Genomic DNA, 19,570 nt, shown 5'->3' with positions numbered 1-19,570 from the left:
CTGGGCGGCGCCGGCGGCGACGGCGGCGACGGCCTGCGCGTGCGTGGCGACGCCCTGGGCGCCGTCTACACCATGGGCAACCAGTCGGCGGGCGTGGTCGTCCAGTCGCTGGGCGGCGGCGGCGGTTCGGGCGGCTTCAACGTCAGCGGCACGATCGGCGGCGGCGGCAGCTACGCCGGGGCGGTCGCGATCGGCTTGGGCGGCGCGGGCGGCGGCGGCGGCCACGCGGGCGAGGTCGACGCCAGCGCGGTCGACATCGTCACCCTCGGCGACCAGTCGGGCGGCTTCCTGGTCCAGTCCGTGGGCGGGGGCGGCGGCGCGGGCGGGTTCAACGTCTCCGGCAATATCGTCGGCTCGGGCGGCGGCGGGATCGGCCTGTCGGTCGGTCTGGGCGGCGCGGGCGGGACGGGCGGCAACGCCTCGCGCGTCGGCGGGACGGTCGTCGGCGACGTCACCACCCTGGGCGACCAGTCGTCCGCCATCGTGGCGCAGAGCCTGGGCGGCGGCGGCGGTTCGGGCGCCTTCAACATCTCGGGCGGCATCTCGGCCAACCAGGCGGTGTCCGGTTCGGTCAACGTCGGTGTCGGCGGTTCGGGCGGCGGGGGCGGCTGGGCCGGCGACGTCGGCCTGAGCGTCACGGGCGTGACCCAGACGGCGGGCGCGCACAGCGACGGCATCCTGGCCCAGTCGGTCGGCGGCGGCGGCGGCTCCGGCGGCTTCAACGTCAGCGCGGGCGTGTCGGTGGCCGCCAACGGCGCGGGCACGGTCGGCGTGGGCGTCGGCGGTCAGGGCGGGGACGGCGGCGACGCCGGGATCGTGACCCTGAACGTCAACGTCGGCGTGGCCGATCCGGACGACGACCTGCGCTCGGTCCTGACGCTGGGCGACTTCGCCCGGGGGATCACCGCCCAGTCGCTGGGCGGCGGCGGCGGCAACGGCGGCTTCAACGTCACCGGCGGCGTGTCGATCGCCAAGGACGGGGCCGGCAACATCGGCGTCGGCGTGGGCGGCGGCGGCGGCCGGGGCGGCGACGGCCGCGCGGTCACGGCCACCCTGAACGGCGACATCGAGACCCGCGGCGACGACGCCTCGGCCCTGCTGATCCAGTCGGTGGGCGGCGGCGGCGGCGCGGGCGGCTTCAACATCACCGGCGGCATCGCCGGCTCCAAGACCGTGGCGGGCAACCTGCTGGTCGGCGTCGGCGGCTTCGGCGGCGGCGGCGGCGAGGGCGGCGTGGTCACCACCACCTTCACCGGCGACATCCTTACGGTCGGCGACCGGTCCTTCGGCGCCAGCATCCAGTCGATCGGCGGGGGCGGCGGCCAGGGCGGCTTCAACGTCACCGGCGGGGTGTCCCTGTCGTTGGGCGCGGGCGGCGGCGGCGGAGTCCTGGGCGTCGGCGTGGGCGGCTTCGGCGGCGACGGCGGCCTGTCCGGAGATGTGACGGCGACCCTGACCGGCGACATCATCACCTTCGGCGACGACGCGCACGCGGCCCTGATCCAGTCGGTCGGCGGCGGCGGCGGCGCGGGCGGCTTCAACATCACCGGCGGTCTGGCGGCGGGCCAGGGCGTCGCGGGCGTCATCGGCGTGGGTCTGGGCGGCTTCGGCGGCGGCGGCGGCCGCGCGGGCGTTGTCAACGCCAGCCTGACCGGCGACGTCAACACCGTCGGCGACGGCTCCTACGGCGCGCTGATCCAGTCGGTCGGCGGCGGCGGCGGCGCCGGCGGCATGAACATCACCGGTCAGGTGGCCTTCACCGTGACCAACAACGCCTCGGTGGCGCTGGGCTTCGGCATGGGCGGCTTCGGCGGCCTGGGCGGGCGCGGCGAGACGGTGACCGCCTCGGTCATCGGCGACTACCAGACCGAGGGCGACGACGCGGACGGGGTGACCGTCCAGTCGATCGGCGGCGGCGGCGGCGCGGGCGGGCTGAACGTCACGGGCAACATCGCCCTTGGACTGGGCACGTCGGGCACGGCCTCCATCGGCATCGGCGGCTTCGGCGGCGGCGGCGGCAACTCCGGCGCCGTGACCCTGACCCGGACCGGCGACACCTTCACCAGCGGCGCCAATTCGGACGGGATCATCGTCCAGAGCGTGGCCGGCGGCGGCGGCGCCGGCGGGCTGAACGTCTCGGGCGGCATCGCCGGCTCGATGCAGGGCTCAACCGGCGGCTTCGGCTTCGGCCTGGGCGGCTTCGGCGGCGGCGGCGGCGACGCCCTGGGCGCCTCGGCCACCATCACCGGCAACGTCATCGCCGACGGCGTTGGCGTGGACGTCGTCCACCCCGAGATCAATATCACCGGCCTCTTCCTCGGGATGAACCTGGTGATCCCGTCCTGGCATGAACGGTCGGGCGGGTCGCACGGGGTTCTGGTGCAGTCGGTCGGCGGCGGCGGCGGCGCGGGCGGGCTGAACGTCACCGGCCAGATCTCGCTGACCACTCCCGGCGGCGCGGGCGCCAGCCGGTCGGCGGCGATCGGCATCGGCGGCTTCGGCGGCGGCGGCGGGGACGCGGGAGAGGTCGATCTGATCATCCGTGCGCCGGGCACGGACCGGGTGCAGGTGGTCTCGGCCGGCGACGACCGGGTGGCCGCGGGCGCGCAGTCCATCGGCGGCGGCGGCGGCGCGGGCGGCATCAACGTCTCGGGCGCCATCTCCATGGACGGCCAGCTGGTCGCCGGGATCGGCGGCTTCGGCGGCGCCGGCGGTCTGGCGCGCGACGTGCGCGCGGACGTCGATGCGGACCTGTTCGCCGGCGGCACGCGGTCGCGGGGCCTGCTGGTCCAGTCGGTCGGCGGCGGCGGCGGCGCGGGCGGGATCAATATCTCGGGCGGCTTCACCTCCGACCCGGCGACCAATGAGCCCTCGCTGGTCTTCGGCCTGGGCGGCTTCGGCGGCGCGGGCAATATCAGCGGCAATGTCACCGCCCGTCAGAACGGCCAGATCTGGGTCGAAGGCGTTGAATCCAATGGCATCCTGGTTCAGTCGGTCGCGGGCGGCGGCGGCGCGGGCGGCCTGAACGTCGCGGCCAACATCTCCCTGTCGGGCGGCCAGAACCGGCTGAACGGCTTCGCCTTCGCGGCGGGCATGGGCGGCAACGGCGGCGCCGGCGCGGACGCCGGAAGCGCCACCCTGACCTCGAACGGCGACATCATCGTCAACGCCCGCAGCGTGGTCGATCCGGTGACCGGCCAGACCCGGCTGGTGGCGACGGACTTCAACGGCGGCTCGGTCGGCGTGCTGGTGCAGTCGATCGGCGGCGGCGGCGGGACCGGCGGGATCAACGCCACCGGCGCGATCGCCCCCATGGGCCAGCCGGTCGCCATCGGCATCGGCGGCTTCGGCGGCGCCGGCGGCCACGGCGGCGACGTCACCGTGACGCGCGGCTACCTCAGCAGCGGCGCGGCCGATCCGCACCTGATCCGCACCTTCGGGGCGGGCTCGACCGGGCTGATGGCCCAGTCGGTCGGCGGCGGCGGCGGCAACGCCCAGATCAATCTGGCGCTGGCGGCGACCGGACGGTCTCCGAACCAGAACCCGCTGGCGGCCACCATCGGCATCGGCGGCAACGGCGGGGACGCGGGCAACGGCGCCACCGTCAGGGTCCGCCACGCGGGCGACATCTTCACCACGGGCGACGGCAGCGACGGCATCCACGCCCAGTCGCTGGGCGGCGGGGGCGGCAGCTCCTTCCTGAACATCAGCGCCGGGCTGCTGTACAACGCCACCTCGTTCAGCTTCGCCCTGGGCGGACGCGGCGGGGCGGCGGGCACCGGCGGCGATGTCTTCGTCGATCATGACGGCGATATCGGCACCGAGGGCGTCAACGCCGCGGGCATCCGGGCGCAGTCCATCGGCGGCGGCGGCGGCAACGCCTCGTTCGACCTGGCCCTGGGGCCGTTGTCGCGCAACAACGTCAACCTGACGCTGGGCCGCCTGGGCGGCACCGGCGGCGGCGGCGGGGGGGTCACCGTCACCTCCAGAGGCCAGATCGAGACCGACGGCCGGATGTCGTCGGGCGTTCTGGCCCAGTCGATCGGCGGCGGCGGCGGCTCGAGCGGCTCGTTCACCGTGGGCGCCTCCTTCACCAGCGGCACCGGCAATGACGCGGCCAGCTACAGCGCCGGGGTCTCGGTCGGTCTGGAAGGCGGTTCGGGCGCCACGGGCGGCCGGGTCGAGGTCGATAACCACGCGCAGATCGTGACCCGTCAGGCGGAGTCGCGCGGCATCCTGGCCCAGTCGATCGGCGGCGGCGGCGGGGTCGGCGGCACCGGCGCCAACGCCATCGTGCGCGCGGCGGGTGCGGCGGCCGTGGCCGTGGGCGGCACGGGCGGCACCGGCGGCGCGGGCGGCGAGGTCCATGTCGACAACGACGGCCGCATCGCGACGCTGGAAACGGAGTCCGACGGCATCCTGGCCCAGTCGATCGGCGGTGGCGGCGGGGTGGGCGGCCACGCCCGCACCCTGGCGCTGATGGTCGGCGGCTCTCCGGGGGCGGCGACCAGCAACACCGCCTCGGTCATCGTGGGCGGCAGCGGCGGCACCGGCGGCGAAGGCCTGCTGGTCGACGTGGTCAACCGCGGCGTCATCACCACCGAGGGCGCCAGCGCCTACGGCATCCGGGCGCAGTCGATCGGCGGCGGCGGCGGCATCGGCGGGGCGGCGATCAACGCCCGCCTGCAGGGCCAGCGCAACAACAACGACCTGTCGATAAACATCGGCGGCTCGGGCGGTTCGGGCGGCGGCGGCGGCACGGTCAATGTGCTGAACGAGGGCGTGATCTGGACCCAGGGTCGCGACGCCGCGGGGATCAGCGCCAACAGCATCGGCGGCGGCGGCGGCAACGCCGGCCTCGTGCTGGACGTGGTCGCGGGCGGCACGACGACGGAGCAGGTCACCCACCGGCTTGCGATCAACGTCGGCGGCTCGGGCGGCACCGGCGGGACCGGCGGCAATGTGACGGTGATCAACCGTCCGACCTCGGCGGCCAACACCGGCCTGATCATCACCGAGGGTGAGGGCGCCTACGGCATCTTCGCCCAGTCGCTGGGCGGCGGGGGCGGCAACGGCTCGACCGTCCTGTCCCTGACCGGCATGCGCTCGGGCGCCGACAGCTTCAGCTTCGGCCTGAACTTCGGCGGCGACGGCGGCGCGGGCAACCGCGCGGGGGGTGTGACCGTCGAGAACCTGGGCGTCATCGACACCACGGGCGACGGCGCGCACGGCATCTTCGCCCAGTCGCTGGGCGGCGGGGGCGGCAACGGCGGCCTGGCCATCGCCGGCAACTTCATCATCGGCGCCATGGGCAACGCCCCGCTGATCACCATCGGCGGCGCGGGCGGGTCCGGCGGCGACGGCGGCGCGGTCATCGTCAACAACAGCGGCTCGATCACGACGCGGGGCGCCGGCGCCCACGGCATCCTGGCCCAGTCGATCGGCGGCGGCGGCGGCAACGCCAGCATGGGCTTCTCCCTGACCGGAGAGCCGGGCAGCCTGGTGATCGGCAACGCGGTCTCGGCCCTGATCGGCGCCCTGAACGGCGGCGCGGGCGGCATCGGCGGCACGGTCACGGTGAACCACACCGGCGACATCACCGTGCTGGGCGACGGGGCCATGGCCATCAAGGCCGAGAGCATCAACGGCGGCGGCGGTTCGCTGGACATCACGTTCGACGGCATCACCGGCCTGCCCGGCGTGCCCTTCATCGGCGGTCCCCCGCCGCCTCCGGCTGATCCCCTGGCCGAGGCCCGGGCGGGCGCTGACGGCGCCAGCGGCATGAACGCCGGTCTGGTCACGGTGAACACCAGCGGCACCTTCGGCGTCGGCGGCGATCACGGCGTGGGCGCCTTCATCCAGTCGCTGGGCGGCGGCGGCGGCACGGTCAATCTGCGCGCGACCCTGGCGCCGCTGAATGACGCCACGGTCAGCCTGCCGGCGGCCCCGCTGAACTTCGGCATCGATCTGGGCGGCGTCGACGGCGTCGACAACGAGGGCGGCGACATTCGCGGCAGCCATGACGGCGCGCTGACGACGGTGGGCGAGGGCTCGCCCGGCGCCCTGTTCCAGAGCATCGGCGGCGGCGGCGGCCGCGGCCTGCTGGACCTCGAGGTCCCGGCGGGCGCGCTGCTGGGCGAGGTCAGCGTCAGCCTGGGCGGCGTCAACGGCATGACCTCGGACGGCGGCGACATCAACCGCACCCAGATCGGCCGCATCGCCACGGCGGGCGACCTGTCGCCGGCGGCGATCCTGCAGTCGATCGGCGGCGGCGGCGGCTTCGCCGTGGTCTCGGTGACCGGCGCGGGGTCAGCGAACGGCGCACCGGCCCTGCCGACGGCCCCGAGCCCGGAAGTCATGCCGGGCCTGTCGGCCAAGACGGGCGGCGATCCGGTCCCCTCGATCCTGCCGGGCCTGTCTTCGAAGACCGATCCGGTCGTGGTCGCGGGCGGACCGCAGGTCACCCCGGCCCTGACCGACAAGGGGGACGCGCTGATCCCGATGGTCCAGCCGGTGATCTTCGATCCGCTGGCGGCGCCGGGCGACACGGTCGCGACGGTGACCCTGGGCGCGGTCGGCGGCTCCGGGAACGACGGCGGCGCGGTGACGGCCGACTTCAGCGGCGGCGCGATCAGCCAGGGCGATCACTCGCCCCTGCTGGTGGTGCAGTCGATCGGCGGCGGCGGCGGGGCGGCCCTGCTGTCCGGCGTCAACGCCCCGATCGTGAACCTGGGCGGAACCCTGGGCGCCGACGGCGACGGCGGCGCGATCGACCTGGTCCACAGCGGCGACCTGCGGACCTCCGGGCTCGGCTCGCACGGCCTGCTGCTGCAGTCGATCGGCGGCGGCGGCGGGGCGGTGTTCGGCACCTTCGACAATGCGACCGTCAATCTGAGCGCCGCCAACAGCGGCGCGGGCGGATCGATCCTGCTGGATCACACCGGCGCCATCGTGGTGACCGGAGACGGCGCCTTCGGCGTCATCGCCCAGAGCATCGGCGGCGGCGGCGGCTGGGTGGACGGCGTCTTCGCCGGCACGGCGGGCGGCGCGGGCGCCGGCGGCGCGATCACGCTCGACATCTCGGGCATGGTCTTCGCCCCGGGCGCGGGCTCGACGGCGGTCTTCGCCCAGTCGCTGGGCGGCGCGGGCGCGGGCGACATCACCATCCTGTCGGACGATCTGGTCCGCGGCGGCACGGGCGACGGCGTCGGCGTCCGCATCGAGGGCGGCGCGTCCAACCTGATCCGCACCTCCGGTTCGCTGTCGGCTGTCTCCGGCCTGGCCGTGGACACCGGCGTGGGCGATGACCGGATCGAGAACACAGGCCTGATCATCGGCAACATCGATCTGGGGTCGGGCGCCAATGCGGTGCTCAACGACGTCGGCGGGACCTTCCTCGCCTTCAACAGCATCGACCTGCGCGACGGTCCGGGCAGCACCGGGACCCTGACCAATGCGGGCGAGTTCCTGATGGGGCTGAGCGCCTCGCGCACGCCGATCGATCTGGCCGGCGGCGCGACCTTCGGCAATCTGGATGCCGAGGGCGATCCGTCCACCAACCTGTTCTACGGCGCCCGGGTGATCAACACGGTCGCGCTGGACGGGGACTATGTGCAGACCGATGACGGCCATCTGGCCTTCGACGTCGCCTTCGGCCCCTACGCCTCGGACCGGGTGAACGTGACCGGGGACGCCACCGTCGACGGCACGGGCGAGGTGATCCTGACCTGGCTGGAGAACTCCAACCGCGTCACCCTGTTCGCCACCGGCGGCGCGGGCGTCGACCACGGCCTGGAGATCGAGGACACCCTGGCGATGGACTACCGGATCGAGGCGGACGCCGACGGCGTGCACCTCGCGTTCAACACCAATTTCGGACAGGACTTCCTGAACCGGAACGGCCGCCATCTGGGCCTGCACATGGACTCGGCCATCGCCTACGGCGGGTCGTCGGGCATCGGCCAGCTGATGGCCCTGATCGGCAATCTGCAGGTCGGTGACGAGGACGTTTACGCTCAAATCTTCAATGAGTTGAACCCGGAACCTCTGCTGACGCCGTCGGTGCTCCAGTTCTCGGCGTCGCGTGACTTCGCCGACCAGATCTTCGCCTGCGGCTCTGATCTGGCCCCGGCGGACGGGCGCTGCGCCTGGGCCCAGGTCGAGACCGGCGAGTTCGAGCGCGAAGGCGACAGCGAGGACTTCGGCATCAACGCCGAGTCCGTCGCCCGCTTCCGCACCGGCTTCGAGCAGCCGATCCGGCTGGGCGGCGGCGGCTGGATGGTCGGCGGCGCCTTCGGCTACGACGACCTCGGCCACAACTTCGTCGACGGCGGCCGCGCCGTGTTCGAGGGCGACGGCTTCCACGGCGGTCTGGGCCTGCGCCGCACCGCTCCGGACGGCGCCCAGGTCGGGGTGTCGGTCAGCGCGGGCTGGCAGGTCACCGAGACCACGCGCCTGAGCAATGTCTTCCAGCTTCTGCAGGGCGAGTCCGGCAATGACTCCGGCTACCTGCGGGCGGACGCCGAGGTGGCGCGGATCTTCGGCGCCGGCGGCTTCTACGTCCGTCCGGCCCTGCGCGGGTCGGTGACGGCCCTGCACCGGGCCGGCTTCTCCGAGGAGGGCATGGCCGGGCTGGGCGTCGAAGGCTATGCGGACACCGATGTGATCGGGACCCTGAACCCCGAGATCGGCTTCGGCTTCCGCTCGGAATACGGCGAGGCCTCCAGCGCCTCGGCCGCCATCACCATCGGCGGGGTGTTCCACTCCGACGACGAACTGGTGGCGCCGATGCGCCTGCTGGGCTCCAACCCGGACGCCCTGCCGGCCTATATCGCCACCCCGATCGACGAGCAGGCCTGGCGGGTCGGCGCCGACATCCGGTTCGAGAGCGACACGGGCCTGTCCCTGCGCCTGAACTATGTCGGCGAGTACGGAGAGAAGATCGAAAGCCACACCGCGGGTGTGAATTTCCACGTGAAGTTCTGAACCGGCTCCGGCGCGCCGGTCCGTCATTGACGGGCGCGCCGGACTTGCCGACGAAGGGGGATGACCTCCCCGTCCTACGTCAGCACCCGCGGCCGCTCGCCTCTCGTCGATTTCGCCGGAACCGTAATCAACGGCATCGCGCCGGACGGCGGCCTGTTCGCGCCGTCGGCCTGGCCGACGCTGTCGCTGGACGACCTGACCGCGGGCGGGGCGGACTATGCGACCCTGGCCGAGCGGCTGCTGACGCCCTTCGTCGGCGAGGCGTTGCCCGCGGGCGCGCTGGCGGCGGCGACGCGGCGGGTTCAGGAGCGGTTCCTGCATCCGGACGTGGTCCCGCTGGTCGAGCTGGAGCCCGGCCTGCATGTGCTCGAGCTGTTCCACGGGCCGACGGCGGCGTTCAAGGACCTCGCCATGCAACTGGTGGCCGGGATGGCCGAAAGCCTGCTGGCCGCCTCGGGCGAGCGGCTGCTGCTGCTGACCGCGACCAGCGGCGATACCGGTGCGGCGGCGGTGAAGGCCTTCGCGGGCGCCGAGCGGATCGATCTGGTGGTGCTGCACCCGCTGGGCCGGGTGTCGCCGATGCAGCGGCTGCAGATGACGACGACGGGCGCGTCCAATGTGCTGAACCTGGCGGTGCGCGGCGATTTCGACGACTGCCAGCGGCTGGTGAAGGCCCTGCTGGGCGTTCAGGCGCTGAAGGCGAACCGGCGCGTCAGCTCGGTCAACTCGATCAACTGGGCGCGCCTGTCGGGGCAGGCGCCCTATTATGCGGCGACGGCGGCGAAGCTGGCGGAACCGGCGACCTATGTGGTGCCGACGGGCAACTTCGGCGACGCCTTTGCGGGCTGGGTGGCGCGCCAGTGCGGCCTGCCGATCGGCGATCTGGTGGCGGCGACGAACCGCAACGACGCGCTGGTGCGGGCGCTGCACACCGGCGTCTATGAGCGAACCCAGGCTGAGCCGACGGCCAGCGTCAGCATGGATGTGCAGGCGCCGTCGAATTTCGAACGGCTGGTGTTCGAGGCGACGGGCCGGGACGCGGACCTGACGCGCGGCCTGTTCGAGGACTTCAACAAGGCCGGGCAGGTGACCCTGCCGGGCGATGTGCTGGCCGCCCTGCGGCGCGAGGTGTCGGCGGTCTCGGTCAGCGAGGCCGAGACGGTCGCGGAGATGCAGCGGACCTGGCGCGAGAACGGGCGGGTGATCTGTCCGCACACGGCGGTGGCCCTGCATGCGGCGCGGCGGATCGAGCGGACGGGGCCGGTCGTCGCCCTGTCGACCGCGCACCCGGCCAAATTCCCCGACAGCGTCGAGGCCGCGCTGGGCTTCGCGCCCGAACGCCCGCCTCAGTTGCAGGGGCTGGAGGGGAAGGCCGAGCGGTTCGAGACCGTGGACGCCACGCTGGAGGCGGTGCTGGCGGCGATTGGCTAAGCCGCCAGCGCGGCCTGTTCGGTCCACCAGTCCAGCCGTCTCAGGAAGGGCGCCGGGTCCTTGGGCGTGACCAGCCGGGTCGGGTCGTGGAACAGCTGGTCATGCAGCCGGGTCAGGGTGAAGCGCACCGCCGCGACGGCGCCGAGCGCGGGCAGGGCGGCGGCCTCGGCGGGCGTCAGGGGGCGGACGGACTCATAGCCGGACCGGAAGGCGGCCAGGGCGCCGGTCAGGGGCAGGCCGTCGGCGTCGAAGCCCCAGGCCGAAAGGGCGATGGCCAGGTCGTAGGCGTAGCTGTCCGTGCAACCGAAATAGAAGTCGATCAGCCCGCTGGGGGCGTCGCCCTCGAACAGCAGGTTGTCGGGGAAGTAGTCGGCGTGGATCGGGCCACGCGGCAGGGCGGCGCCGGGGTCGGCGCAGGGGCCGGTCACCCACGGCGCCATGCGATCCAGCAGGCCGCGATCCGCGGCGTCGGCGCGGGTCAGGCAGCGCTCGAACAGGGCGCGGCGGGCGGCGGGGCCGACCGGGTTGGATCGCTCCAGCGAGAAGTCGGCGGCGGCCAGATGCAGCCGGGCCAGCAGGGCGCCGGCGGCGTGCTGGTGCGTCAGCGACGGGTCGCGTTTCCACGCGCCGGGCAGCCATTCGAGGACGGCGGCGGGGCGGCCGTTCAGCTCGCCGACGGCCCGTCCCTGATCGTTCCGTACGGGTCGGGCGCAGGGCAGGCCCTTGTCCGCAGCGTGGGCGGTGAGACCCAGGCAGAAGGGCAGGGCGGCGGCGTCGGTTCGGCCCTCGAACAGGGTCAGGACGAACCGGCCCCGGTCGGTGTCGATGCGGTAGTTGGTGTTCTCCACTCCTTCGGCGATGGGCGTGAGCGACCGCAGGGCGCCCAGCCCGTAGCGGCTAATGAAGGGCTCGGCGTCGGCCTCCTCGACGGGGGTGAAGACGGCCATGGTCAGACGGCTTTCGACAGGCGGGCGGCGGCGAGGTCGGACAGGTCGGCCAGCAGGCTTTCGGCCGTGGCCCAGCGTCCCGCGCCGCGACCGCGACGGCGAACGACCGATCCATCCAGCGAGACCACCTTCAAGGCGTTGCCCTCTCCCTTCAGCTCCGCGAACAGCGGGTCGAGCTGGCCCGAGACCAGCCGGACCGCGGCGACCAGCTTGCCGTCTTTCAGCTCGCAGCGACAGAGCTGACGCGAACCGGCGGGCGGCAGGGCGGCGGGGTCGAGGACGTCGCGGTGGATCTCGGCGTCGGCGGGCATGACGCCGAAGGCCTCGAAGGCCAGCAGGCGGACCTTGGCCAGGGCGTCGAGGCCCTGCAGGTCGGAGGACGGGTCCTCTTCCGCGAAGCCGGCGGCCCGGGCTTCGGCGAGCGCCTGATCGAAGGGCGCGCCCTCGCCGAGGCGGGCCAGCATGAAGTTGACGGTGCCGTTCAGCACGGCCTCGAAGGCGGCCACCGGGGCCTCGTCGCGTGCAGCGCGGACGGCCTCGACCATGGGCACGCCGCCGCCGACCGAGGCGGACCAGAGCAGGCGGGCGTCGTGGCGGGCGGCGAGGGCGAGCAGGCCGTCGGGATCGGCGCTGACCGCCTGTTTGTTGGCCGTGGCTACATCGACGCCGCGCGACAGGGCGGCGCGGATCACGGCATGGCCCGCCTCGGCCTCGGACAGGGCTTCCAGAACGAGGTCGGGCGCGCGCTCCAGCAGGGCGTCGGGGCTCGAGACCAGCAGGGGCGCCAGTTGCGCGTCCGGGGCGCCGGGCACGTCGCGCGGCTTGGACGGGTCGCGGACCAGAACGCCGACGACCTCGACGCGCGGATCGACCAGCAGGCGGGCCAGGGCGCCGCCGCCGACCACGCCGCAACCGGCGACGGCGACGCGCAAACGGCGATGGGCCGGTGCCGGCTTGGGCGGGGCGCCGACCGGGCCGACGACCGTGCGGTGGCCGTCGAGGTAGTTGCGCACCTCGACCTTCAGCCGGCGGGCCTCGGCCAGATCGAGCGCGTCCGGCTGGACCAGACCGCCGCCGAGGGCCTTGGCCTCGGCCCAGCTGGCCTGATCATAGCGGCGTGCGTCGGGGTGGACGTTGGGGTCGCGGTCGTAGAGGCCGTCCACGTCCTTCACCAGCTGGACGCTGTCCAGATCGAGCTCGGCGGCGAGGAACAGGGCCGTCAGGTCCGAACCGCCGCGGCCCAGCAGCACGACCTGCCCCTCGGGCGACACGGCGCCGAAGCCGGGGACCACCACCACCTCATGCTTCAGCAGGGCGCGGTCGAGGGCGGCGCGGTCGAGCGAGACCGGCCGGGCGTGCTCGCAGGGACCGTCGGCGACAAGACCCAGTTCGCGGACCGTCAGGGTGGCGGCGCTGAGGCCGACGCGATCACAGGCCAGGGCGACAAGGGCGGCGGAGCGCTCCTCGCCCTGCACGACGTAGGCGGGCAACAGGCTGTTGTCGTGGGCGAGGCCGAGGGCGCGGGCCTCGGCCAGAAGGCGATCCGTCTCCCCCGCCAGGGCGGAGACGACGGCGACCACGCGGCGGCCGCGTCGGACCTCGGCGTAGATGTCGGAGGCGACCTTGGGGGCGTCGGCGGGATCGACCAGCACGGAGCTGCCGAACTTCATCACCACCACCTCGGGCGAGGCGACGGGGAGGGCGGATACGGGGCGTTCGAGGACGGCGAGTTGGGCGGACATGGGAGGGGGTCTTTCGAGAGGGAGCTGGAAAAGAAAAACCCCGCCCGGGGTGATCCGGGCGGGGTCTGGGTTTTTGCGTTCCTGAGCCTTGGTGCGCGCTAACCTGTCCCCGCCGGAGCGGTGATGGTGGTGGTGCCGGTGGTCATGCCAATGACGCGCGCGATCGCGCCGCCGCACGAGGCGGTCGAGGCGAGGATGGCGCGGGCGTCGAGACGGTTCACAGGGACCTGCTCAGTTCAGTTCGGAACGGAGGCTGACGGACAAAGGGGGCGGCCGTCAACCCGGAAGGTGAAAAATTGCGCAAGTCGTCGCCGCCATAGGCTTTGAGGGCACACATTCACCGGCGCGGGAGGGCGGAGATCGGCGCTGAGCGGCTGTGTTGACTCAGAGAACTTTACACTACAAAGTACATTATCAGGGATTGGGATTGGCCCGCGCCCTTCTGGAGAACGCTCATGAAGAAGATCGCTTTCGCGGCCGTCGCCGCCCTGTCGTGCCTCGCCGCCGCGCCGGCGCTGGCCGAGGACGTCACCATCACCCTGACCGGCGTGCAGGCGCGCGGCGGGCAGTTGATGGCGGCGCTGCAGACCCGCGACCAGTTCCTGCAGCCGGCCGGCGACCACGGCGAGATCTTCCGCGATCCGGCGGCGGGCACGCTGACGGTGACGTTCCGGAACGTCCGGCCGGGCGACTATTCGCTGTCGGTCCTGCATGACGAGGACGGCGACGGCCAGATGAAGATCGAGGGCGGCATGCCGGCGGAAGGCTGGGCCATGGTCAACGGCGCGAGCCTGCGCGCCGCCCCGACCTGGGATCAGGTGAAGTTCACCGTGCCCGCCACCGGCGCGACCCGCCTGACCGTGCCGATGCAGTATTTCCGCTGAATGCGAACGCCCCGCCCCTCGCGAGAGAGGCGGGGCGCTTCACCTTCGGGCCGGGGCGCTCAGGCCCAGTGCATCTGCACGCGATGGGCGGCGGCCCAGTGGATGGCGCTGATGCCGTCGATGACGGCGTTGGCCGCGTCGCGGGTGCCCAGGGTCCCGCCCAGATCAGCGGTCACCGCGCCCGCCGACAGGACGGCGGCGACGGCGGCCTCGATCGAGCCCGCCTCGTCCTCCAGCCCCAGGCTGTGACGCAGCAGCAGGGCGGCCGACAGGATCGTGCCGACGGGGTTGGCCTTGTCCTGACCGGCGATATCCGGCGCGGAACCGTGGATCGGCTCGAACAGGCCGGGGCCGCTGGAGCCCAGCGAGGCCGAGGGCAGCAGGCCGATGGAGCCGCCCAGCACCGAGATCTCGTCCGACAGGATGTCGCCGAACATGTTCTCGGTCAGGATGACGTCGTACTCGCGCGGCTTGCGGATCAGGTGCATGGCCATGGAGTCGACCAGGGCGTGCTCCAGCTCGATGCGCGGGAACTCTTCACGGTGGACCCGGCTGACGACCTCGCGCCACAGGCGGCTGGTCTCCATGACGTTGGCCTTGTCGACCGAGGTCACCTTGCCGCGCCGCTGCTGGGCGGTCTGGAAGGCGGCGCGGGCGACGCGCTCGATCTCCGGGACGGTGTATTCGCACAGGTCGGTGGCGCGGTCCGGGGTGCGGGTCTTCTCACCGAAATAGATGCCGCCCGTCAGCTCGCGGAAGACGATCAGATCGACGCCCTCGACGATCTCCTTCTTCAGCGGCGAGCGGTGGGCCAGCACCGGCGAGACCTGCAGCGGACGCAGGTTGGCGTACAGGCCCATGGCCTTGCGCAGGCCCAGCAGACCTTCCTCCGGACGACGCTTGCCGCCGTCCCATTGCGGCCCGCCCACGGCGCCCAGCAGGACCGCGTCGGCGGCCAGACAGGCGTCGACGGTCTCCTGCGGCAGGGGATCGCCGACCGCGTCGATGCCGGCGCCGCCGATCAGGTGTTCGCTGAAGTTGAAGGTGTGGCCGTAGAAGTCGCCGATCACCGACAGAACGGCCTTGGTCGCATGGGTCACTTCGGGGCCGACGCCGTCACCGGGCAGGACGACGATATTGTAGGTCTTCGGGGCGGACATCAGACGGTTTCTTTCCGGCGTTCAAAGGCTTCGATGGCGGGCAGGCGGGCTTGCAGCCAGCCGAGGGTGTCGACCCCGTCCAGCAGGCACTGACGGGCGAAACTCTCCACCGCGAATGCGACAGGCGCTGCATTGCCGCGCTGGATGGTGGAGGTTTCCAGATCGATGGTGATGGGCTGGTCGGCGTGGGCGGCGAGATCGTCCCAGGTCGCCTGATCGACGACGATGGGCAGGAAGCCGTTCTTCAGGGCGTTGGAGGTGAAGATGTCGGCGATCCCGGTCGAGACCACGGCGCGGAAGCCGTAGTCCATCAGGGCCCAGGGGGCGTGCTCGCGAGAGGAGCCACAGGCGAAGTTTTTCCCCGCCAGCAGGATGCGGCGCTCGCTCGGGTCGATGCGGTTCAGGATGGCTTCCGGCTTGGTCGAGCCGTCGGACTCATAGCGCCAGTCATAGAAGGCCCAGGCGCCCAGACCCTCGCGGCTGGTCGTCGAGAGAAAGCGGCCGGGGATGATCTGGTCGGTGTCGATGTTCGACTGCGACAGGACCACGGCTTTGGAGGTCAGGGATTTGAAGGGATCAGGCATCGACCTTCTCCATCAGAAACACCCGCGGGTCGGTCAGGACGCCGGTGACGGCCGTCGCCGCCGCCGTGGCGGGGCTGGCCAGGATGGTGCGCGAGCCGGGACCCTGACGGCCCTCGAAATTGCGGTTGGAGGTGGAGACGGCCAGTTGGCCCGGAGCCACCATGTCGCCGTTCATGGCCAGGCACATGGAGCAGCCCGGGATGCGCCACTCGGCCCCGGCCTCGATGAAGACCTGATCCAGCCCTTCGGCCTCGGCGTCGCGGCGGACGGCCTCGGAGCCGGGCACCACCAGCATGCGCAGGCCCGGCTTGACCTTGCGGCCGCGCAGCACCTCGGCGGCGGCGCGCAGGTCCGGCAGGCGGCCGTTGGTGCAACTGCCGATGAAGACGACATCGACCGCGTGGCCGGTGGTCGCCTCGCCGGGGGTGAAGCCCATATAGGCCAGCGCCTTTTCGCCCGAGGCGTCGCGCGGGGCGGGGACCGGCTCGCCGATGGCCGAGCCGGCGTCGGGCGTGGTGCCCCAGGTGGCCATCGGCCGGATGGCGGCCCCGTCGATCTGGACCTCGGCGTCGTAGGTCGCGCCGGGGTCGGAGGCCAGCGAGAGCCAGTCGGCGACGGTCCGGTCCCAGACGGCGGCGTCGGGCGCATGCTTGCGGCCCTTCAGCCAGTTCACAGTGGTCTGGTCGGGGGCGATCATGCCCGCGCGGGCGCCCGCCTCGATCGACATGTTGCAGACGGTCATCCGCCCTTCCATGTCCAGCGAGCGGATGGCTTCGCCGGCGTATTCGACCACGAAGCCGGTGCCGCCGCCGAAGCCCAGACGGGCGATGACGGCCAGGGCCACGTCCTTGCCGGAGACGCCCGGCTGCAGCCGACCGTCGACGGTGACGCGCATCGTCTTAGGCTTGCGCTGCAGCAGGCACTGGGTGGCCAGAACATGGCCGACCTCGGAGGTGCCGATGCCGAAGGCCAGGGCTCCGAAGGCGCCGTGGGTGGCGGTGTGGCTGTCGCCGCAGACGACGGTCATGCCGGGCTGGGTCAGGCCCAGCTCCGGCCCCATGACGTGCACCACGCCCCGATCCGCCGAGTCCCAGCCCGCCAGCGACACGCCGTGACGCGCACAGTTGGCCTCCAGCGTCTCGACCTGGGCCTTGGACGCAGGGGTGTAGTAGGGCCGCTCCCCGCTCGCATCGGCGGGCAGGGTGGGGGTGGAGTGGTCCAGGGTGGCGAAGGTGCGGTCGGGGCGACGCACCTTCAGGCCCCGGCTCTCGATCTCGGAGAAGGCCTGCGGGCTGGTGACCTCGTGGACCAGATGCAGGTCGATGTAGAGCACCGCCGGGGCGTCAGGCGTTTCCGCCTGCACCACGTGCCGGTTCCACACCTTCTCGAACAGGGTCTCAGGCATATTCGGCCTCGCGCTGCGGGGCGGGGGCGGGCGCGTTGATCGGCTCCAGCCAGTTGTGGCGATCCGGGGTGGCGCCGGTGAACAGGCCGCGGAAGGCGGCGTTGACCGCCCTGGTCACCGGGCCCGGGCCGGCGGCGCGGGTGGTGATGCCGTCGACCGAACGCACCGGGGTGATCTCGGCGGCGGTGCCGGTCATGAAGATCTCGTCGGCGACGTACAGGGCCTCGCGCGGCAGGATCTGCTCGCGCGTCTCATAGCCCAGGCCGCGGGCCAGCTTCAGCACGCTGTCGCGGGTGATGCCCATCAGGATGGAGGCGGCGGCGGGCGGGGTGACGATCTCGCCGTCCTTGACGATGAACAGGTTCTCGCCGGCGCCTTCCGACAGGCGGCCGTCGACGCCCAGGGCGATGCCCTCGCCGAAGCCGCCGACCCGGGCCTCACGGCCGATCAGGTAGGAGGACAGATAGTTGCCGCCCGCCTTGGCGCCCGAGGGCACGGTGTTGGGGGCGATGCGCGACCAACTGGCGACGCAGGCGTCGACGCCCTTCTCCAGCGCCTCCTCGCCCAGATAGGCGCCCCACGGGAAGGCGGCGATCGCCACGTCGACGTTCATGTTCTCGGGAGAGGGCGTCACCCCCATGCCGCACGACCCCAGGAAGGCGATGGGGCGGATGTAGGCCGACTTCAGTCCGGTCGAACGCACGGTGGCGCGGCAGGCCTCGACCAGTTCATCCACCGTATACGGCAGCTCGAAATGGTACATGCGGGCGCTGTCGAACAGGCGGCGCACGTGGTCGGTCAGGCGGAAGCCGCACGGTCCGTTCGGCGTGTCATAGACGCGGATGCCCTCGAACACCGAGGTGCCGTAGTGCAGGGCGTGGCTCATCACGTGAACCTTGGCGTCGGCCCAGGGCGTCAGCTCGCCGTTGACCCAGATATGTTCAGCCAGCGGCCGCATACGCGTACTCCTGTCGGTGGGCGGCGTCCGGGCGCGAGGCCTCGATGATCGCCAGCAATTCGTGGTCGTTGATTTCGCCGATCTCGTCGGCGCGGCGTTTGAAGCCGGCGAAGGCGGCGGCCAGCCAGGCGCCGGATACGGGGTGGCCCAGCGCCTCGGCGCGCTTGGCGACGGCGTGGCGGCCCGAGTGCTTGCCCAGAACGAACCAGGTGCCTTCAAAGCCGACGTCCTGCGGACGCATGATCTCGTAGGTCGAGGGATCGGCCATCATGCCGTGCTGGTGGATGCCCGCCTCATGGGCGAAGGCGTTCAGGCCGACGATGGCCTTGTTGCGCACCACCGGAGTGTGGGTGATCTCGCTCAGCAGGCGGCTGGCGCGGACCAGATGGGTGCAGTCCACGCCGGTGTGCAGGCCGTAGCGGTCCGAGCGCGTGCGGATGGCCATGACCATCTCCTCGATCGAGGCGTTGCCCGCCCGCTCGCCGATGCCGTTGATCGCGCCCTCGATCTGGCGCGCCCCGGCCTCCACCGCCGCCAGCGAGTTGGCGACGGCCATGCCCAGGTCGTCATGGCAGTGGGCAGAGAAGACCACGTCCGGATGGCGCACGCGCACGGCGGCCATCAGGTTGCGGTAGATCTCGCCGATCTCGCCGGGGGTCGAATAGCCGACGGTGTCAGGGATGTTCAGGGTGGTGGCGCCCGCCGCAGCGGCGACCTCGCACACCTCGGCCAGGAACTCCGGCTCGGTGCGGATGGCGTCCTCGGGGCTGAACTCCACGTCCTCGAAGCGGGTGCGGGCGTAGGCCACCGAACGCTCGGCGGCGGCCAGCACCTCGGCCTTCGACATCTTCAGCTTGGCCGACCGGTGGATCGGGCTGGTGCCCAGGAAGATGTGGATGCGGCGTTCCTCCGTGGCGCGCAGGCCGCGCCAGGCGGCGTCGATGTCCGCCTCATTGGAGCGGGCCAGCGAGCAGAAGACGGGGCCTTCGACCTCGCCGACCACGCGGCGGATACATTCCTCGTCGCCGGGCGAGGCGGCGGCGAAGCCGGCCTCGACCACATCGACCTTCATGTCGGCCAGCACGCGGGCCATGCGGACCTTCTCTTCCGGACCCATGGAGAAGCCGGGCGCCTGTTCCCCGTCACGCAGGGTGGTGTCGAAGACGATGACGCGATCCGGATCGGCGGCGACGGCCTGTTGAACCTTCGTCATGCCGCTACCTCGGGATGGAAGGTGGAGGCGGAAGCGCTGACGCGGGTCACGCCGAACAGCTTGTCGATCTGGCGGCCCAGGGTGCGGGTGCAGCGGGCGTCGTCGCGGCCGCGCACGGCCATCTCGATCCTGCGGGCGGCGCCCTCGTCGCGCATGGTGATGCCGTCGATGTGGAAGCCGCGGCGCTCCACCAGACCGATCAGGCGCTGAAGCGAGCCGTCGGCGCGGTCAATGTTCAGGTGCAGGGTTTCGGTGCTCATG

At 72.4% G+C, this 19,570-nt stretch carries 12 protein-coding genes; 3 read left to right on the top strand and 9 right to left on the bottom strand.

Annotation, left to right across the window (positions count from 1 at the left end; genetic code table 11):
* The first annotated feature begins 39 nt into the window (after nucleotides 1-39).
* Entirely contained in the window at nucleotides 40-8,985 is an 8,946-nt protein-coding gene (locus tag VGE03_RS07340; RefSeq protein WP_331045822.1) for an autotransporter outer membrane beta-barrel domain-containing protein, read from the top strand.
* Nucleotides 8,986-9,045: 60 nt separating this feature from the next.
* Entirely contained in the window at nucleotides 9,046-10,416 is a 1,371-nt protein-coding gene (gene thrC / locus VGE03_RS07335) for a threonine synthase (RefSeq protein ID WP_331045821.1), read from the top strand.
* Here thrC and VGE03_RS07330 read toward each other — a convergent pair.
* From VGE03_RS07330 to VGE03_RS07320, 3 genes are all read right to left on the bottom strand, one after another.
* Nucleotides 10,413-11,363, bottom strand: a complete 951-nt coding sequence (locus VGE03_RS07330; RefSeq protein ID WP_331045820.1) for a homoserine kinase — start codon at nucleotides 11,361-11,363, stop codon at nucleotides 10,413-10,415. The two genes, thrC and VGE03_RS07330, sit on opposite strands and share 4 nt — an antisense overlap.
* Nucleotides 11,364-11,365: 2 nt before the next feature.
* Entirely contained in the window at nucleotides 11,366-13,105 is a 1,740-nt protein-coding gene (locus tag VGE03_RS07325) for a homoserine dehydrogenase (protein WP_331045819.1), read from the bottom strand.
* 98 nt (nucleotides 13,106-13,203) lie between these two features.
* The gene (locus VGE03_RS07320) at nucleotides 13,204-13,326 is read right to left on the bottom strand and encodes a hypothetical protein (RefSeq protein WP_331045818.1); all 123 of its coding nucleotides are present in this window, start codon (nucleotides 13,324-13,326) and stop codon (nucleotides 13,204-13,206) included.
* 234 nt (nucleotides 13,327-13,560) lie between these two features.
* On the opposite strand from VGE03_RS07320, the gene VGE03_RS07315 reads away from it, so the two are divergent.
* Nucleotides 13,561-13,989, top strand: a complete 429-nt coding sequence (locus VGE03_RS07315; protein WP_331045817.1) for a DUF2141 domain-containing protein — start codon at nucleotides 13,561-13,563, stop codon at nucleotides 13,987-13,989.
* Nucleotides 13,990-14,048: 59 nt separating this feature from the next.
* On the opposite strand, the gene leuB is transcribed toward VGE03_RS07315, so the two are convergent.
* The 6 genes from leuB to VGE03_RS07285 are packed head-to-tail and all read right to left on the bottom strand — an operon-like array spanning nucleotide 14,049 to nucleotide 19,569.
* Complete coding sequence (gene leuB / locus VGE03_RS07310) at nucleotides 14,049-15,149, bottom strand: 3-isopropylmalate dehydrogenase (RefSeq protein ID WP_331045816.1); 1,101 nt, start codon at nucleotides 15,147-15,149, stop codon at nucleotides 14,049-14,051.
* On the bottom strand, nucleotides 15,149-15,733 hold the full coding sequence (gene leuD, locus VGE03_RS07305) for a 3-isopropylmalate dehydratase small subunit (RefSeq protein ID WP_331045815.1): 585 nt from the start codon (nucleotides 15,731-15,733) through the stop codon (nucleotides 15,149-15,151). Before leuD ends, leuB begins: the two co-directional genes overlap by 1 nt.
* Entirely contained in the window at nucleotides 15,726-17,138 is a 1,413-nt protein-coding gene (leuC, locus tag VGE03_RS07300) for a 3-isopropylmalate dehydratase large subunit (protein ID WP_331045814.1), read from the bottom strand. The genes leuD and leuC overlap by 8 nt, the downstream gene beginning before the upstream one ends.
* Nucleotides 17,131-18,096: a branched-chain amino acid transaminase gene (locus VGE03_RS07295; RefSeq protein WP_331045813.1), complete on the bottom strand. Its 966-nt coding sequence runs from the start codon at nucleotides 18,094-18,096 to the stop codon at nucleotides 17,131-17,133. Before VGE03_RS07295 ends, leuC begins: the two co-directional genes overlap by 8 nt.
* Complete coding sequence (locus VGE03_RS07290) at nucleotides 18,080-19,309, bottom strand: 2-isopropylmalate synthase (RefSeq protein WP_331045812.1); 1,230 nt, start codon at nucleotides 19,307-19,309, stop codon at nucleotides 18,080-18,082. Before VGE03_RS07290 ends, VGE03_RS07295 begins: the two co-directional genes overlap by 17 nt.
* Nucleotides 19,306-19,569 (bottom strand): ACT domain-containing protein, encoded by a 264-nt coding sequence (locus tag VGE03_RS07285; protein ID WP_331045811.1) that lies wholly within the window; start codon nucleotides 19,567-19,569, stop codon nucleotides 19,306-19,308. Before VGE03_RS07285 ends, VGE03_RS07290 begins: the two co-directional genes overlap by 4 nt.
* Nucleotide 19,570: the final 1 nt, after the last annotated feature.

It is taken from the genome of Brevundimonas sp. (assembly GCF_036400995.1).
Classification (GTDB): domain Bacteria; phylum Pseudomonadota; class Alphaproteobacteria; order Caulobacterales; family Caulobacteraceae; genus Brevundimonas.
Note: the sequence above shows the minus strand (reverse complement) of the source record. Positions and strands in the feature narration are given on the sequence as shown.

Bases quoted from the DNA above. Each gene is read 5' to 3' on its own strand.
- VGE03_RS07285 (WP_331045811.1), bottom strand. From the start codon at position 19,569: ATGAGCACCGAAACCCTGCACCTGAACATTGACCGCGCCGACGGCTCG.
- VGE03_RS07325 (WP_331045819.1), bottom strand. From the start codon at position 13,105: ATGTCCGCCCAACTCGCCGTCCTCGAACGCCCCGTATCCGCCCTCCCC.
- thrC (WP_331045821.1), top strand. From the start codon at position 9,046: ATGACCTCCCCGTCCTACGTCAGCACCCGCGGCCGCTCGCCTCTCGTC.
- VGE03_RS07330 (WP_331045820.1), bottom strand. From the start codon at position 11,363: ATGGCCGTCTTCACCCCCGTCGAGGAGGCCGACGCCGAGCCCTTCATT.
- leuC (WP_331045814.1), bottom strand. From the start codon at position 17,138: ATGCCTGAGACCCTGTTCGAGAAGGTGTGGAACCGGCACGTGGTGCAG.
- leuD (WP_331045815.1), bottom strand. From the start codon at position 15,733: ATGCCTGATCCCTTCAAATCCCTGACCTCCAAAGCCGTGGTCCTGTCG.
- VGE03_RS07290 (WP_331045812.1), bottom strand. From the start codon at position 19,309: ATGACGAAGGTTCAACAGGCCGTCGCCGCCGATCCGGATCGCGTCATC.
- VGE03_RS07295 (WP_331045813.1), bottom strand. From the start codon at position 18,096: ATGCGGCCGCTGGCTGAACATATCTGGGTCAACGGCGAGCTGACGCCC.
- leuB (WP_331045816.1), bottom strand. From the start codon at position 15,149: ATGTCCGCCCCGAAGACCTACAATATCGTCGTCCTGCCCGGTGACGGC.
- VGE03_RS07315 (WP_331045817.1), top strand. From the start codon at position 13,561: ATGAAGAAGATCGCTTTCGCGGCCGTCGCCGCCCTGTCGTGCCTCGCC.